General features: G+C 43.3%; 12 protein-coding genes and 1 pseudogene. 10 read left to right on the top strand and 3 right to left on the bottom strand.

Annotated features, from left to right (window positions below):
* Positions 1 to 149 precede the first annotated feature (149 nt).
* From ffh to HWQ23_RS11490, 7 genes are all read left to right on the top strand, one after another.
* Positions 150 to 1,616: a signal recognition particle protein gene (ffh, locus tag HWQ23_RS11520; RefSeq protein WP_292828006.1), complete on the top strand. Its 1,467-nt coding sequence runs from the start codon at positions 150 to 152 to the stop codon at positions 1,614 to 1,616.
* 319 nt (positions 1,617 to 1,935) lie between these two features.
* Positions 1,936 to 2,196, top strand: a complete 261-nt coding sequence (gene rpsP, locus HWQ23_RS11515; protein WP_292828002.1) for a 30S ribosomal protein S16 — start codon at positions 1,936 to 1,938, stop codon at positions 2,194 to 2,196.
* Positions 2,159 to 2,593 carry a KH domain-containing protein gene (locus HWQ23_RS11510; protein ID WP_292827999.1) on the top strand — a complete coding sequence of 145 codons (435 nt, stop codon included), beginning with the start codon at positions 2,159 to 2,161 and terminating at the stop codon, positions 2,591 to 2,593. Before rpsP ends, HWQ23_RS11510 begins: the two co-directional genes overlap by 38 nt.
* 256 nt (positions 2,594 to 2,849) lie before the next feature.
* Complete coding sequence (locus HWQ23_RS11505) at positions 2,850 to 3,803, top strand: PhoH family protein (RefSeq protein ID WP_292827996.1); 954 nt, start codon at positions 2,850 to 2,852, stop codon at positions 3,801 to 3,803.
* Between the two features lie 70 nt (positions 3,804 to 3,873).
* Positions 3,874 to 4,278, top strand: a complete 405-nt coding sequence (locus tag HWQ23_RS11500) for a ChuX/HutX family heme-like substrate-binding protein (RefSeq protein ID WP_292827993.1) — start codon at positions 3,874 to 3,876, stop codon at positions 4,276 to 4,278.
* 160 nt (positions 4,279 to 4,438) lie between these two features.
* Positions 4,439 to 5,239, top strand: coding sequence for a DUF6816 family protein (locus HWQ23_RS11495; RefSeq protein ID WP_292827990.1), 801 nt, complete (start codon positions 4,439 to 4,441; stop codon positions 5,237 to 5,239).
* An 87-nt stretch (positions 5,240 to 5,326) separates the two neighbouring features.
* The gene (locus tag HWQ23_RS11490; RefSeq protein WP_292827987.1) at positions 5,327 to 7,147 is read left to right on the top strand and encodes an ABC transporter ATP-binding protein; all 1,821 of its coding nucleotides are present in this window, start codon (positions 5,327 to 5,329) and stop codon (positions 7,145 to 7,147) included.
* 254 nt (positions 7,148 to 7,401) lie between these two features.
* On the opposite strand, the gene HWQ23_RS11485 is transcribed toward HWQ23_RS11490, so the two are convergent.
* On the bottom strand, positions 7,402 to 8,358 hold the full coding sequence (locus HWQ23_RS11485) for a hypothetical protein (protein WP_292827984.1): 957 nt from the start codon (positions 8,356 to 8,358) through the stop codon (positions 7,402 to 7,404).
* Between the two features lie 273 nt (positions 8,359 to 8,631).
* A complete protein-coding gene (locus HWQ23_RS11480) occupies positions 8,632 to 9,327 on the bottom strand; it encodes a Uma2 family endonuclease (protein WP_292827981.1) in 696 nt (231 codons plus the stop codon).
* A gap of 460 nt (positions 9,328 to 9,787) precedes the next feature.
* Here HWQ23_RS11480 and HWQ23_RS11475 point away from each other — a divergent pair, with 460 nt between their 5' ends.
* Positions 9,788 to 11,914: a M3 family metallopeptidase gene (locus HWQ23_RS11475; RefSeq protein WP_292827978.1), complete on the top strand. Its 2,127-nt coding sequence runs from the start codon at positions 9,788 to 9,790 to the stop codon at positions 11,912 to 11,914.
* 64 nt (positions 11,915 to 11,978) lie between these two features.
* Here the strand turns inward: HWQ23_RS11475 and HWQ23_RS11470 are convergent, their stop codons facing one another.
* On the bottom strand, positions 11,979 to 12,110 hold the full coding sequence (locus HWQ23_RS11470) for a hypothetical protein (RefSeq protein ID WP_292827975.1): 132 nt from the start codon (positions 12,108 to 12,110) through the stop codon (positions 11,979 to 11,981).
* Between the two features lie 97 nt (positions 12,111 to 12,207).
* Between HWQ23_RS11470 and HWQ23_RS11465 the strand changes: the two are divergent.
* Both HWQ23_RS11465 and HWQ23_RS11460 read left to right on the top strand, forming a co-directional pair.
* Positions 12,208 to 12,345: pseudogene (locus HWQ23_RS11465) on the top strand (hypothetical protein); the annotation flags it as partial.
* Positions 12,346 to 12,533: 188 nt separating this feature from the next.
* Entirely contained in the window at positions 12,534 to 14,999 is a 2,466-nt protein-coding gene (locus HWQ23_RS11460; RefSeq protein WP_292827972.1) for an EAL domain-containing protein, read from the top strand.
* Positions 15,000 to 15,091 lie beyond the last annotated feature (92 nt).

Genomic DNA, 15,091 nt, shown 5'->3' with positions numbered 1-15,091 from the left:
CTGGTTGCTACAGTCGCGGTGAAAAATATTAAGCTGGTAGATAGCACGTTAAAACTTTAGCGGAAATTCGCGATGCCTGCGGCGGGCTACGCCAACGCATTCATCGGCGGTTTAGAATTCCCCATTAGCGAACTACTTGTAATTACATTATGTTTGATGCATTATCTGACCGTTTAGAATCCGCCTGGAAAAAACTGCGGGGACAGGACAAAATTTCTCAATCCAACATTCAAGATGCTTTGCGCGAAGTGCGCCGCGCCCTGTTGGAAGCAGATGTCAATCTCCAGGTAGTCAAAGATTTTATTAGCGAAGTCGAAGCCAAAGCACAGGGAGCCGAGGTGATTACCGGCGTGCGACCTGACCAACAGTTTATCAAAATTGTTCACGATGAACTGGTGCAGGTGATGGGAGAAGAAAATGTTCCCATAGCAGAAGCCCAGGAACAGCCTACTATTGTGCTAATGGCTGGGTTGCAAGGTACTGGTAAAACCACAGCTACCGCTAAGTTAGCCTTACATCTGCGAAAATTAGATCGTAGCTGTTTATTGGTGGCGACAGACGTATATCGCCCAGCCGCGATCGACCAGTTGGTGACGTTGGGTAAGCAAATTGACGTACCAGTATTTGAACTAGGGAGCGACGCTGATCCCGTAGAAATTGCAAGGCAAGGTGTAGAACGCGCTAGGGCAGAAGGTGTAAACACAGTAATTATTGATACTGCTGGTCGCCTGCAAATTGACGAAGACATGATGGCGGAATTAGCCCGGATCAAAGCAACTGTCCAACCCCATGAAACTCTGTTGGTGGTGGACGCGATGACTGGTCAAGAGGCAGCCAATCTTACCCGCACCTTCCATGAGCAGATCGGAATTACTGGGGCGATTCTCACCAAGATGGATGGTGATAGCCGTGGTGGTGCAGCGCTTTCGGTACGAAAGATTTCGGGAGCGCCGATTAAGTTTGTGGGCGTGGGTGAGAAAGTCGAGGCACTGCAACCGTTTTATCCCGATCGCATGGCATCGCGGATTCTGGGAATGGGTGATGTTCTCACCCTGGTAGAAAAAGCCCAGGAAGAGTTTGACTTAGCAGATGCTGAGAAAATGCAGGAGAAAATCCTGTCAGCGAAGTTTGACTTTACTGACTTTCTCAAGCAGTTGCGGATGCTGAAGAACATGGGTTCTCTGGGAGGTTTGATCAAGATGATTCCAGGGATGAACAAGCTCTCAGACGATCAACTCAAGCAGGGAGAAACGCAGTTGAAGCGCTGTGAGGCGATGATTAACTCCATGACTCGCCAAGAACGCCACGACCCCGATTTATTAGCCAGTTCTCCGAGTCGGCGGCGGCGGATTGCTTCTGGCTCCGGGTATAGAGAGTCAGATGTTACTAAACTGGTGGGTGATTTCCAAAAAATGCGATCGCTCATGCAGCAAATGGGTCAAGGTGGCTTCCCTGGAATGCCGGGAATGTTCGGCGGCGGCGGTATGGGTAATGCCTTTGCAGGTGCAGGCAATCGTCCCGCAGCCCCAGGATGGCGAGGTTATGATGGTGGTGCCCCAGCCACGAAAAAGAAAAAACCCAAAGATAAAAAGAAAAAAGGCTTTGGCAATCTTTAGTCAAGAGTCATTGGTCATTAACTAAGAAGATGTTTTAAAAGTAGTGGCTGAGGTATCCAAGATAGATCCTCTTAAATCCTCCGATAAATTGGAGGACTTTGAGAAAGTTATTCCCCCCTTGTTAAGAGGGGCTAGGGGGGATCTCGATACAGGACTAATAGCAGCAAATGCTAGGCAGTGCTAAAATTAGCATTTCCACCTGAGAATTTCTCAGCAGAGGAAACTGAACCGCAATTTCTCGGCAGCAGCCAGATTTGGGTTACTTCCTCGCCAACTAGTTGCTAACTAATATCTAACAACAGGAGAATGATTCTTCAACATGATCAAACTGCGCTTGAAGCGATTCGGTAAAAAGCGGGAAGCAAGTTACCGCATTGTCGCCATTAATAACCTCGCTCGCCGCGATGGACGTCCCCTAGAAGAGTTAGGATTTTATAACCCCAGAACCGATGAAGTGCGACTAGACGTTCCCGGCATCGTCAAGCGACTACAACAAGGCGCTCAACCCACTGATACCGTCCGTCGCATTTTAGTAAAAGCCAATGTTTTTGAACAGGTCAGTGCCACAGCCCCATCATAATTCTGGAATAATATCCCCAACAGCTAGTCCCAACTATCTTGGGCTGGTTCAGTTTTTGGTGCAGCCGTTTTTGGAATCTCCAGAGACTTTAAGCGTCGATTGTGAAATTTCTCAGGCCCTCAACCGGGTTTGGATTCGCATCGCCTTTGAAAGCACAGATAAAGGAAAAGTGTTTGGTCGAGGGGGACGCAATATTCAGGCGATTCGTACAGTAATTGCCGCAGCCGCAGCCGCAGCTGGGCAATCAACATACCTGGATATCTACGGCAGCACCACGCCAGGCCGCGAGGGTATGTCTTTTGATGAAGAGACAGAAGAGCGATCGCCACCGCCCACTAAAAGAGAACCGCGTGGAAATGATGGGCCTAGACCCATTGTTAAACCCCGCCTCCGCTAGGTCAAAACTAGAGAGCAAGTCTGAGCGGGTGTAGTTACCTCCGCTCAGAATTTTTGTAAAAATGGAAAGTAGCAAAAAGATTTTTGGATCTTTTTTTGGACTCTTCACCAGTAGGGGCGTACAGATGTACGCCCCTACAGCCGATTAATTTGTTGCAAAAATTTTTCCAAAATGTAAGTAAAAAAGCGTAATTTCGCCGTTAGCGAGAAAAGATTAACCTTTGTCAAACACAGATCCTCACGAATTAAGAAATACTATGGCAGGTGCCTTAACAATTCAGCTGCCGAATATTCCCAGTGCGATCGCTCTAGCCGGAGATGGAGAAGAAAATCTCAAAATTTTATCTCGGCAAACAGGAGCTATTTTAGTGCTACGCGGACAGGAATTAGTGATTTCTGGTACCGTTGGGCAAATTGATCTGGCTTCTCGATTAGTGCGATCCCTTGAAGACCTCTGGATTAAAGGCAATACTATTTCCAGTGCCGATATTTTAACAGCACGTCAAGCTATAGATAGCGATCGCCAAGGGGAACTGCAAGACTTACAGCGAGATGTCCTCGCCAAGAGTCGCCGGGGTGAAGAAGTCCGTGCCAAAACCTTTCGCCAGCGTCAATATATCGATGCACTCCGTAAGCGTGATCTTACCTTTGGCATTGGGCCTGCTGGTACTGGCAAGACTTATCTCGCCGTTGTTGTCGCCGTACAAGCACTCCTTGCTAACCAGTTTGAAAAGCTAATTTTAACTCGCCCTGCTGTCGAAGCCGGTGAAAAACTTGGTTTTTTGCCTGGAGATTTACAGCAGAAAGTTAATCCCTATCTTCGCCCACTTTACGATGCTATTTATGAATTCATCGACCCAGAAAAAGTACCTAGTTTAATGGAACGCGGTGTGATTGAAGTCGCACCACTCGCCTATATGCGGGGACGCACCCTCAATAACGCCTTTGTAATTGTGGATGAAGCTCAAAATACTACACCCGCTCAGATGAAAATGGTTTTGACTCGTTTGGGTTTCCGTTCGCGGATGGTGATTACAGGCGATATGACACAAACTGATTTGCCACTTCACCAACAATCGGGTTTAGGAGTGGCTTTACAAATTTTAAAACAGGTTGAAGGCATTGCCTTTTGCGAATTTTCCCAAAAAGATGTCGTGCGCCATCCTCTAGTTCAGCGCATTGTTGCTGCTTATGAACAATACGAAAAATAAGCATGGGGCATGGGGCATGGGGCATTAGTTAGGACTCATCGTTTAACAAATGACAAAGGACAAATGACAAATGACCACAACATTAAAAGAATTTTTAGCCGCTTGTGAAAATTTAGGAACTTTGCGTTTAATTGTTACTAGCAGCGCGGCTGTATTAGAAGCACGAGGCAAAGTAGAAAAGTTATTTTATGCAGAATTGCCCAAAGGTAAGTACGCGAATATGCACACCGAAGGCTTTGAGTTTCATTTGAATATGGACAGAATTATTCAGGTGAAATTTGAAACGGGTGAAGCGAAAAGGGGTAACTTTACAACCTATGCCATCCGGTTTTTAGATGATAAACAAGAGTCTGCTTTAAGCCTCTTTTTGCAATGGGGTAAACCGGGAGAATATGAACCAGGGCAGGTGGAAGCTTGGCAAGCTTTACGGGATAATTATGGGGAAGTTTGGCAACCTTTACCAGCAGAGATTTAAGGCGCAAATCAACTGAACTATACAAATAAAAGTAAAGCTCTTTGATTAGCTTGTAGTAAGTGCTTTAGTGCTAAAACATTTACTACAAAGTTTTATTTTTTAGAAAAACTTACTTAATTTTTAATCGAGAAATAATATAACGTTAAATACAAAACTACTGATGCTTGTAATAAAGGTAATTTGGAGTTTTTGCTTGCTGGTTTTATTCCTCTTGTGGAGTGGTGAAGCTGTTGCAGGAGAGTTATCTCAACGGTTGACAAATTTTCCCCAATGGGAAAAACTAACTTCAGTACAATCGGCTTCGGGTGATTTGGTTTACCCTGAATGGATGGGTGGTACTTGGCAAGTTACGAGTACGTTGGTAGATTTGGCTGCACCTTTAGCACCAGATATCATAACGCCAGGATTTGAAGGTAATCGCCGACAATTAAATCAGCCTGTGAGTTTTGTAGTAAGATTTGTGAAAGAGCAACCATCTATTAGTGGATTACAAATATTTCCTCAGATAAATTATAAATCCCCAATTTTAGTAGCAGATAGAGCCTTTAATAGCTTGAATTTGGCAAGGGCTTATTTAGGGGATGAAGCAGTGTTATTAGTCAAAGTTGATCCAGATTCACCTAATCGTCAAATTACGTTTTTGCGTAGCAGCCGCCAACTAGTTTCCATTGTGACTGCACGGGCTACAGAAACTGCCCCTGATGGCAAGTTCATCACTACAGAAGTGTTTCAACAACTATTTAAAGGCGGTTCACGCCCCTATTTAAACTCTGTAGAATCTACCACCGCTTACCATAAACTTTCAACATCTAATCCGGCGATTGAGGCAGATCAAGTGACTGCTGTCTATCTTTCACCCCAAGATCCAGATTACTTTAAAGCTGGCTCTCGACCAGTTGCCCTCTATCGCTATCGCCTCGAATTTTTCCCTCAAGAACTATCAACTACTCCCAAAGAGTGATTTGTCATCTAGCTATTGAATAGATTGTAATACGTTTGTAGTATATAAATTCCAAGTTTACGATCGCGCTCTTGGACGGTGTGCATCATGGCCAAATTTCAAGATATTGTCAATTACTTTCGCTCTGACTGGAAGCTAAGTCTTTTCAGTATTACAACATCCAGCATTTACGAAATTATTGATTTGGTTGTCCCTTACGCAATCGGGCAGATTTTAAACGTTTTGTCTGCTCAACCGTTGGATAAACCACTTCAAAGTGCGATCGCAACTTTTTCCGACATAACCAATTACCCAGTTAATAAAGCTCTATCTTTGGGTGTATTACTGGGTTTAATTTTCGTTGTCACCGTAGTGAGAGCGCCAACACAACCTTGGTTAACCAATTGGTTTCATTGGGATATAGCCTTCAGGGGGCGTCGAGATCAAAGCGAAAGGGCGATCGCCAAAGTTCTTACTCTCCCACTAGAATTTTATGATGAAAATAACCCTGGACGTATTGCCGGAAGAGTAGCTAGAGGTATTTCTAACCACACTTTTAGTTACCCTGAAATTGCCGGACAGTTAATTCCTAAACTGGCTCGTGTACTGGGAATTTTTGTGTTTATCTTGTTCATTGAGTGGCGGATTGCAATTTTATATCTAATTTCCTTTGTAATTATTCTCAGCTTCAGCTTGAAGCATTTACAAGAGATAATTGGGTACGAAAGTCGTCTAGATAAATATGCAGAGGGCACGGAAAGCCGTACTTCCGAATTGATCACCAATATCAAAACGGTGAAAGCATTTGCTACAGAAGCTAGGGAACTGAAACGGCAAAAGCAACGTTTAGATCGTGAACTAATGGTGCTTGATTATCGCATCCACAAAGGTTATACAAAACTGGGTACTTGGCAAAGAGCTGTAATTCAGTTTTGTGTGTTTACAATTCTGGGTTTGACTCTAGCAGCAACAGTAAATGGGAAAATTTCTCTCGGTCACTTTGTCATGACCTTAACTCTTTCTAGCATGGCATATGCCGAATTAGAACCTATTAGTAGCTTGGCAGAAGTTTTTGCCCGTCGTTATTCTTCCATGCTGCGGTTTCACGAATTTCTACAAGAGCCAACTGCATCTGATTCAGCTAGTCTTTTAGAAGAGAGCAACCAGACAGAATCACCTTATAAATTTACTGGAAAGGTTGAATTGTCGCACCTCAGTTTTGGATATGATGCCAATCGTCAAGTTTTGCAAGATATCAACTTGTTGATTGAGCCATACCAAACAGTGGCATTAGTGGGGCGTTCTGGTTCTGGTAAGTCTACTTTAGTGAAATTGCTGTTGCGATATTTTGAACCTCAAGAAGGTCAAATTCTGATTGATGGTCAAGATATTCGCACTTTGGATGTGGGTAAGTATAGACGAAGGCTAGCGATCGTTCACCAAGAAGTAGACGTTTTCAACGGTACTATATTGGATAACCTCACCTACGGTAGAACGAATGCTAGTTTGGAGCAGGTTCAGGAAGCCTGTAGAATTGCCAGAGTCGATGAAGTAGTGCAGCACTTACCCAAAGGTTATTACACCGTCGTGGGTGAACGAGGTGTCAGGTTATCTGGAGGACAAAGACAACGCTTGGGAATTGCCAGGGCGTTGCTAGTGGAACCAGACGTGCTAGTTTTTGACGAAGCCACCTCTAGTTTAGATTATGAGTCTGAGCGTTCAATTCAGCTAGCGATGCGATCGATTCAAGGCACTTGCACCACCATCGTCATTGCCCACCGTCTAAGTACAGTGCGAGAAGCCGATAAAATTGTGGTGCTGGAGCAAGGAAAGATTGTAGAAGTGGGTAGCCACGATGAACTCTTGCGTCACGAGGGTATTTACCGCCGCTTGCACTCCTTGCAAGAAACAGGAGAACTCCTGAGTTAAGTGAGGGCGATTCTGATTTGAATCAGGTACACAAATAGGGACACAAGAATCTTTACTGCTGTCAATTTCAGGTGAAAACCAGGCAAAGGAGGTAACTGGGTACGAGGTAAAATCGTAGGGTTTTTAAACGCAGAGGAACCCAAAGTAAGCGCATAGGCGCTTCTCTACGAGACGCTACGCGAACGCCTTCCCGCAGGGGTAGGTACGCAGAGTTTTTCCAAACAAAATTCGCTACGAATTAATGAAATGCTGTACTAAGATTTACTCTTACCGGCTTCTTTCTGCGCCGCCTCACTGTATTTCTTATATAGTTGAGTACGAATCTTAGCTTCCTGATAACGGCTGTAGTTTTGTGGCACCGTCGCCATTAAATCTGAAGCCCGTTGCCACTTAGCAGCTATCTCTAACCACTGAGTCGAGGTTGTGGCTGTTTTACCAGATGCAGAAGCTTGGTTGGCAATTCGCACAGATATTGCAAATGGGCCATCAGATAACTCAGAAAGGCTATTGTTAGCACCACGGGATGGTGTTTGGGCTTTATTATCGTTAGTATTTTCTGTAGTTAAATATTTGGAGGTTTCTAATTGCATTAGGTTTTTCAGTTGATTACCTAACTGGGCATAAATAACCCAACCAAGCAACAACAGTGAGCATAAACCAGCTGCTGCTAATATGCTTTTGTTAGGTTTATTTTTGTGTTTTTCTTTGTTAATAAGTACTAAAGGACGAGAGACTGGAGTTTTAGGAAAATTTGGTTTTCCTAGTTCAGCTTGAGCTTCTGTGAAATCTTTAATTAGTTGCTTTAGAATATGAGGCTGAATTAATGTAATTTCGTGTGACCAAAGCAATTGGTTATCGCGATCGCTATCTATTTCTTTTAACCAAAGTAATTGTTGTTCCCGAACAATTCGACTGTTGATATTGACTCGGCGAATGTGACGCGGGGCGATGGACTCAAGAATTTGCTGAATTTGTTCTACGACGGGAGATTGCTCAAGTTGCTCTACCCTAGCCGCTTCACACAGAAGTTGTAAGACACCATCAGAAAAAATGGCTCTAGTTCTGACACCATATTTGGCTAGCTTTTCGTTCAATAGCTGAATAATCGCAGCAACGCTACCTTGGTGAGCTTGCCAAGCGATATCGTTTATCCGGTCTACCACCTGAAATTTAGTGATAGCTCTTCCACCCTGACTGATTAACGTATTCATTAATTTAGGGACTCTTTTCTACTGACCTTGATCTTGTCTTCGATTTTACGAGTAAAAAGATGAGTTGCCAAATAAAATCATAAATATACAGCCTTCGTTTTCGGTTCGGCAAAAACGCTCGATCGCGCTCAGTTAATTTGACATATTACATTATGATGTCTTTTAGCGTAGGCGTAGCCCGCCATAGGCATCGCCGAGGCTCAGATTGAGGTCGCTGAATGGATTTTGGGATGGAGCAAAGCACCCGCCTTCTTGCAATCGCATTCTCTATGGCTAAATAGTATCAGGGTCAACGCCAAGCGATCGCAAATGTTCCTTCAACCTTTCCACCTGCGATTCTGCTTGTCTTACTTGCTCTTGGGCTTGTTCCCTCGCCAATCTTTCCTGTTTGAGCGCCTCTGCCAACTCCTCTGGAATCAGCAACTTTTCCCCAGTGTCTTCTCGATAAAAACCAATTAGTTGCCCTTCTATTTGCAAGCGCAGCTGCAAAGGTTCACATCGACTATCTGTAATTGGCTCATACATTTCACCTCGCAGCCGATACCCTTGCAATTGCTCTTTAATCCACTCTCCCTTGGGGTCAAATAACCAGTATTCGAGTACCCCTAACTGCTCATACAGCGTCTTCTTGAAGCCCGTGTCCTGGTTTCTAGTGCCCTCAGAGGTCATTTCAAAGATTACCACAGGCACTTGTGCCTCTTCCCATATTTTGTAATTATCGCGACCCCCAGGAGCGACATTAAAAATCACCATTACATCTGGGGCTACCCGTAACCTCGGAAAACCTTGAGCATAATAGAGAAACTGGTTACTCAAAACCGTTGCTTGCCGACCCAGCAAATATTGCCTCAATACTTCTAAAGTTGCCAGTAGAGCATATAAATGAACATAACTTTCTGCCAATGGTTCACCATCCGAGCTTGGGTAAAAAACTTCTATTGATTGAGAACTGGGTAAAAGGCTAGTCACGTCGCTTCGCTCCGAATTCAAAATTCACGCATTCACGCATTAACAATCCCTATAAATAAATTTAGTTGCTCTGTATCATGAGTCTGTTTAGGTCATAATTAGCCACCTGGTTGAGAGGATGGGTGCATGATTATATTATCTCAGAGACTTTCGCTGATATTTCTGGAACTGTTGCTTGTTAAGCAAGAGGACAAGCAAAAACCCCATAGATAAATCTATTGGCTCTGAAACCGTGTGGACAAGGGGTTTTTTGTTTTTTACCGTCCCCTTGTCATCTTCGGTCAGGTATCGTTACATACCAAACAAAATAGCTGTATCAGGATACTTTTATGAGGAATTCTCGTTTTTTTTGCCTTTTTTCTACAATGGCAAGACTAATTAGCACAGCGATCGCTACATTAGAAGATATATAAACAAAAATCATTGTTGGTTTTTATTCGTCCGCAGTTCACACAAAACCATGAGTCCAAGTAGCATTATTTTCGGCAATCCCTTACTCCAAGGCATTGGTTTACCTCCCTTTGCAGAGATTAAACCAGAACGAGTAGTACCAGCCTTCAATGAGTTGCTGGGAGAACTTGACCAGCAGCTTGCCACCTTAGAGGCTAGTGTAGAGCCTACTTGGAGTGGTTTAGTAGAACCCTTAGAAAAGCTGACAGAACGGCTTACTTGGAGTTGGGGGGTAGTGAATCATTTAATGGGTGTTAAAAATAGTCCAGAACTGCGCGAAGCCCATGAAATCGTACAGCCACTAGTCGTACAATTTATCAACAAGCTCAGTCAAAGCCAACCCATCTACAATGCTTTTAAGGCACTCCGTAGCAGTGATACTTGGGCAACTTTAGAATTAGCCCAACAGCGCATTGTCGAAGCCGCCATTCGAGATGCAGAACTTTCTGGTATTGGCTTACAAGGAGAGGCAAGAGAGCGTTTCAACATCATACAAATGGAGTTAGCAGAACTTTCTACCAAATTCTCTAACCATGTACTTGATGCCACTAAAGCCTTTAGCTTAACCCTGACAACACAAGCGGAAATTGACGGTTTACCACCAAGCTTAGTGAGTTTAGCAGCCCAAGGTGCTCGTGCAGCTGGCGAAAGCAACGCCACACCAGAAAATGGCCCCTGGCGGATTACTTTGGACTTCCCCAGCTATGGCCCTTTCATGCAGCACAGCACCCGTCGAGATTTGCGCCAAAAGCTCTACAAAGCTCATATCACTCGCGCTTCTGATGGCGATTTAGATAACAACCCTTTAATTGAGCGCATTTTGGAATTACGGCAAGAACTCGCAGATTTACTTGGCTTTAAGAGTTTTGCTCAGTTGAGCCTGGCAAGTAAAATGGCTCCCAACGTTGAGGCAGTCAATGCCCTGTTAGAAGAACTACGCCGCGCTAGTTATGATGCTGCTGTCAAAGACTTGGCAGAACTCAAAGCTTTTGCAGCCGCACTCTTAGCAGCAGAAGCTGAGGATTTAAAACACTGGGATATCAGCTTTTGGGCAGAACGCCAACGAGAAGCAAAATTTGCTTTTACCTCTGAAGAATTGCGTCCCTACTTCCCTCTTCCCCAAGTGTTAGATGGCTTATTTGGGCTAGTCAAGCGGCTATTTAGCGTCACTGTCACCTCTGCCGATGGTCAAGCGCCAGTATGGCATGAGGATGTCCGTTATTTCCAAATTGCTGACGAAACTGGTTCTCCCATAGCCTACTTTTACTTAGACCCGTACAGCCGTCCAGCCGAGAAACGCGGTGGTGCTTGGATGGATGTGTGCATCAATCGGGCTAAAATCACTGAAAATGGTGTCACTGCCATCCGCTTACCTGTAGCTTATTTGGTGTGTAATCAAAGTCCTCCCGTAGATGGGAAACCTAGTTTGATGACTTTCCATGAAGTAGAGACTTTGTTTCATGAGTTTGGTCATGGATTGCACCATATGCTCACCAAGGTTGACTATCCCGGAGCCGCAGGCATCAATAATGTGGAATGGGATGCAGTGGAACTACCTAGTCAGTTTATGGAAAACTGGTGCTATGAGCGACCCACTTTGTTTGGAATGGCGAAACATTACGAAACTGGGGAAGCCCTACCGGAGCATTATTATCAAAAGCTGCTAGCGGCGCGTAATTATATGAGTGGTACTGCTACGTTGCGGCAAATCCACCTGAGCAGTCTTGATTTAGAACTACACTACGGCTATCGACCTGGTAGTAATGAAACTCCGTCAGATGTGCGTCATCGCATAGCCAAGACTACCACCGTTTTACCACCACTTCCAGAAGATTCCATTTTATGTGCTTTTGGACATATTTTTGAGGGTGGTTATGCAGCAGGCTACTACAGTTACAAGTGGGCGGAGGTACTGAGCGCTGATGCTTTTGCCGCTTTTGAGGAGGCTGGGCTAGAAGATGAAGAAGCAATAAAAGCTACAGGTCGGCGTTATCGAGATACGGTGCTGGCACTTGGTGGTGGTCAGCATCCTATGCAGGTGTTTAAAACTTTCCGAGGTCGTGAACCAAGTACGATCGCTTTGCTCAGGCACAATGGTTTAGTCAGTGCTGCTGTCAACGAAACAACACCTCTGTAGGGACATCATAAGGAATTCTAGGGATAGCGGCTTAATTCTATTGTGGCAGCAATATCAATTCCCTTCACCCTAGCAGTAGATTTTCTACACCTACTGTTGTCGTCGTCGTTGCTACCTGGATAATCTTACTGTATTGCGATCGCCACTGTAGTGCATTAGAAATTGTCAGGTAGCCAATTTCTGGCGGTTGCTGCAAAATTCTTTTTCCAAGTATCTCACGCCCAATTTAATCTAAGTATAACCACTTAGCGGCGATGTTGTAACCCTTTCACTCTTGAGTTGCTAGCTTTCCTCAACATGGCAATTCTGTTGAAACTCTAATCCAAGCCGCAGATGCTGCACTTTACCAAGCTAAAACTACTGGACGGGATCAGGCTGTAGTTGCAGACTACTCAATTCCTGACCGAACAATTCGCAGTATCAATATATAAAAAAGCGCATTTAGGCGTGGGTATAATTCGGGATTAGCTTAACGATATATTTTCGGTGCAAATTCCAGGGTAATAATATACTTTTTCGCTTTCTTCAGTGTATTTTCGGACGGAAAATTTATTTTAAACTGTTAAGCATAAGTACAAGGGTTATATTGATTGGCAGTTTATTAGATTCAAAGAAAAAAATGAACTTAGCTACTTACAAAAGAAATAGAGCCAGTTTTGTAATAGTAGTAGGAATTCTGGCTGGTATTAGTATTATCTACTATCAAAGTTTGCTGGATTATGAAAAAGATATTCAATGGGTAACACACACATACACAGTCATTGAAAATACGAAAGAAGTAATTTTACAAGTTAATAATGCAGAGAGTGAACAAAGAGGTTATCTTCTTACAGGTAAACAGCAGTATCTCCAAACGTATGATATTGCAACTGACAATATTCCCAAAAAACTTCAAGTTCTACGTCAATTGACAAGAGATAACTCTAATCAACAGCGACGTATTTCTATCTTTGGATCTCTAATCGCCAAAAAACTGGATTCGCTTAAAGTAACGGTTAATTTAGCAACAAATAATAATTTGCCGTTGGCGCTACGGAGATATGAAAGCCAGCAAAGTCAGCAGCTTTTAGCAGAGATTCAAATGCTTGCTAAAGAGATAGAAAACGAAGAAAATCATTTGTTGAAACAGCGAACAATAGAGATGAACATCAGCGCGGCTAAAACAACTGCGGTTACTATTTTTGGCATGATCATAGCTTCTATTTTAGTTGGTTTAGCAACGCTGGTTACTAACCAAGAACTAGCCAAACGCAAGCGGGTCGAAAATTCTCTCCAGCAGGCTAGTGAAAACTTAGAAGTCACGGTTAGGCAACGGACAGATGAACTCATAAAAACTAATCAACAATTGCAAGCTGAAATTTCTCAACACAAACACACTCTCAAGGTATTATCACTTCGAGAGAAGGAATTTAAGGCACTAGTTGAGAATGCACCTGATATTATTGCTAGGTTTAATACTAAATTGTGCTACGTTTATGTTAATCCAGCTTTTGAAAAGCTTACAAACATCTTAGCCCAAACTTTGATCGGTAAAGCCAATAGACAGTTGAATTTACCACAAGAGTTTTCTCGAATATGGGAATATAAAATTCAACGTGTTACTCAAACTAAGCAAGAGAACGAGTTTGAATGCAGTTTCCCCACAGTTTCAGGCATAGAATACTACCATACTCGGTTGCTGCCTGAGTTTGCTGCCGATGGTTCAGTAGAATTTGTTATGAGTATTGCTCGTAATATTAGTGCTCTCAAACTTGCACAGGCACAATTAATCCATGATGCCTTTCATGATTCTCTAACCGACCTGCCTAACCGTGCCTTATTTATGGAACGTTTGGAGCGTGCTATTGCGCTCACAAAACGACGTACAGATTATACGTTCGCTGTCTTTTTCCTTGATGTAGATCGCTTTAAAGTTGTCAACGATAGTCTCGGTCACGCAATTGGCGACCAATTACTAAATGCAATAGCACGAAGACTAGAAACGTGCTTATGCTCTCAAGACACAGTTGCTCGTATTGGAGGAGATGAGTTCACAATCTTGCTTAATGATTTCAAAAACTTGAATGACATAACGCTCATACTTAAAAGAATAAATGCAGTTATAACACCTGCCTTTAACCTCAATGGACACGAGGTATTTACTAACGTCAGCATTGGTGTAGCCCTCAGTGCAACTAGTTACAATCTACCTGAAGAAGTTCTACGTGATGCTGATCTTGCTATGTATCGTGCTAAGGCATTGGGGAAAGCACGCTACGAGGTATTTGACTCAAGCATGTACGCCCAAGCTACAGAGCTAATGCAGTTAGAGATGGATTTACGAGGGGCAATTGAACACCAGGAATTTCTAATTCATTATCAACCGATTATTCTGTTAGAAACTTACAAAATAAGTGGCTTTGAGGCTTTAGTACGTTGGCAGCACCCGCAACAGGGATTTATTTTTCCAGAGAAGTTTATTCCCATAGCTGAAGAAACTGGGCTGATTATCCCTATTGGTTACTGGGTAATGCGTGAAGCTTGCCGTCAACTGCGTGCTTGGCAGGAGCAATTCCCTACTGACCCACCCTTGACAATGAGTGTCAATATTTCCACTAAACAGTTTTCACAACCTAATCTGATTGAGCAAATTCACCAAATCTTGCAAGAGACTGGAGTTGAAGGCAGAAGTTTGAAACTGGAGATTACTGAAAGCGTAATTATGGAAAATAAGGAATCTGCTACTGCTATGCTCTTACAATTGCAACAGATGAATGTCCAGTTATACTTGGATGATTTTGGCACAGGCTATTCATCTTTGAGTTACCTGCACCGCTTCCCCACTAATGCCTTAAAGATTGATCGTTCTTTTGTAATGAACATTGGTATTAATGGAGAAAACTTGGAGATTATTCAAGCAATCATCACTTTAGCACACAGTCTTAATATAGATGTCGTTGCAGAGGGCGTAGAAACTGTTGAGCAACTCGCACAGCTTAGAGTTTACAAATGCAAATATGCACAAGGATATTTTTTCTCCAAACCCTTGAATAGCAAATTAGCCAGCACCTTAATCGCATCTGGACTGCACTCCGAGTCCAACTAAATTGAAATGATCTATTTACGTAGTTTACCGCCGTAGGCATCGCAGGATAATTAAGAAAAGCCTGAAAACTTCCTCAATAGAATTTATTGCAC

Source organism: Nostoc sp. JL33 (assembly GCF_017114985.1).
In the GTDB taxonomy this organism is placed as follows: domain Bacteria; phylum Cyanobacteriota; class Cyanobacteriia; order Cyanobacteriales; family Nostocaceae; genus Nostoc.
This window is presented reverse-complemented; position numbering and strand designations above follow the sequence as displayed.

What these genes read in the sequence shown, in the direction of transcription:
- HWQ23_RS11500 (WP_292827993.1), top strand. Translation starts at nt 3,874, where the DNA reads ATGACCACAACATTAAAAGAATTTTTAGCCGCTTGTGAAAATTTAGGA.
- HWQ23_RS11495 (WP_292827990.1), top strand. Translation starts at nt 4,439, where the DNA reads ATGCTTGTAATAAAGGTAATTTGGAGTTTTTGCTTGCTGGTTTTATTC.
- HWQ23_RS11460 (WP_292827972.1), top strand. Translation starts at nt 12,534, where the DNA reads ATGAACTTAGCTACTTACAAAAGAAATAGAGCCAGTTTTGTAATAGTA.
- HWQ23_RS11485 (WP_292827984.1), bottom strand. Translation starts at nt 8,358, where the DNA reads ATGAATACGTTAATCAGTCAGGGTGGAAGAGCTATCACTAAATTTCAG.
- HWQ23_RS11505 (WP_292827996.1), top strand. Translation starts at nt 2,850, where the DNA reads ATGGCAGGTGCCTTAACAATTCAGCTGCCGAATATTCCCAGTGCGATC.
- HWQ23_RS11475 (WP_292827978.1), top strand. Translation starts at nt 9,788, where the DNA reads ATGAGTCCAAGTAGCATTATTTTCGGCAATCCCTTACTCCAAGGCATT.
- HWQ23_RS11490 (WP_292827987.1), top strand. Translation starts at nt 5,327, where the DNA reads ATGGCCAAATTTCAAGATATTGTCAATTACTTTCGCTCTGACTGGAAG.
- rpsP (WP_292828002.1), top strand. Translation starts at nt 1,936, where the DNA reads ATGATCAAACTGCGCTTGAAGCGATTCGGTAAAAAGCGGGAAGCAAGT.
- HWQ23_RS11510 (WP_292827999.1), top strand. Translation starts at nt 2,159, where the DNA reads ATGTTTTTGAACAGGTCAGTGCCACAGCCCCATCATAATTCTGGAATA.
- ffh (WP_292828006.1), top strand. Translation starts at nt 150, where the DNA reads ATGTTTGATGCATTATCTGACCGTTTAGAATCCGCCTGGAAAAAACTG.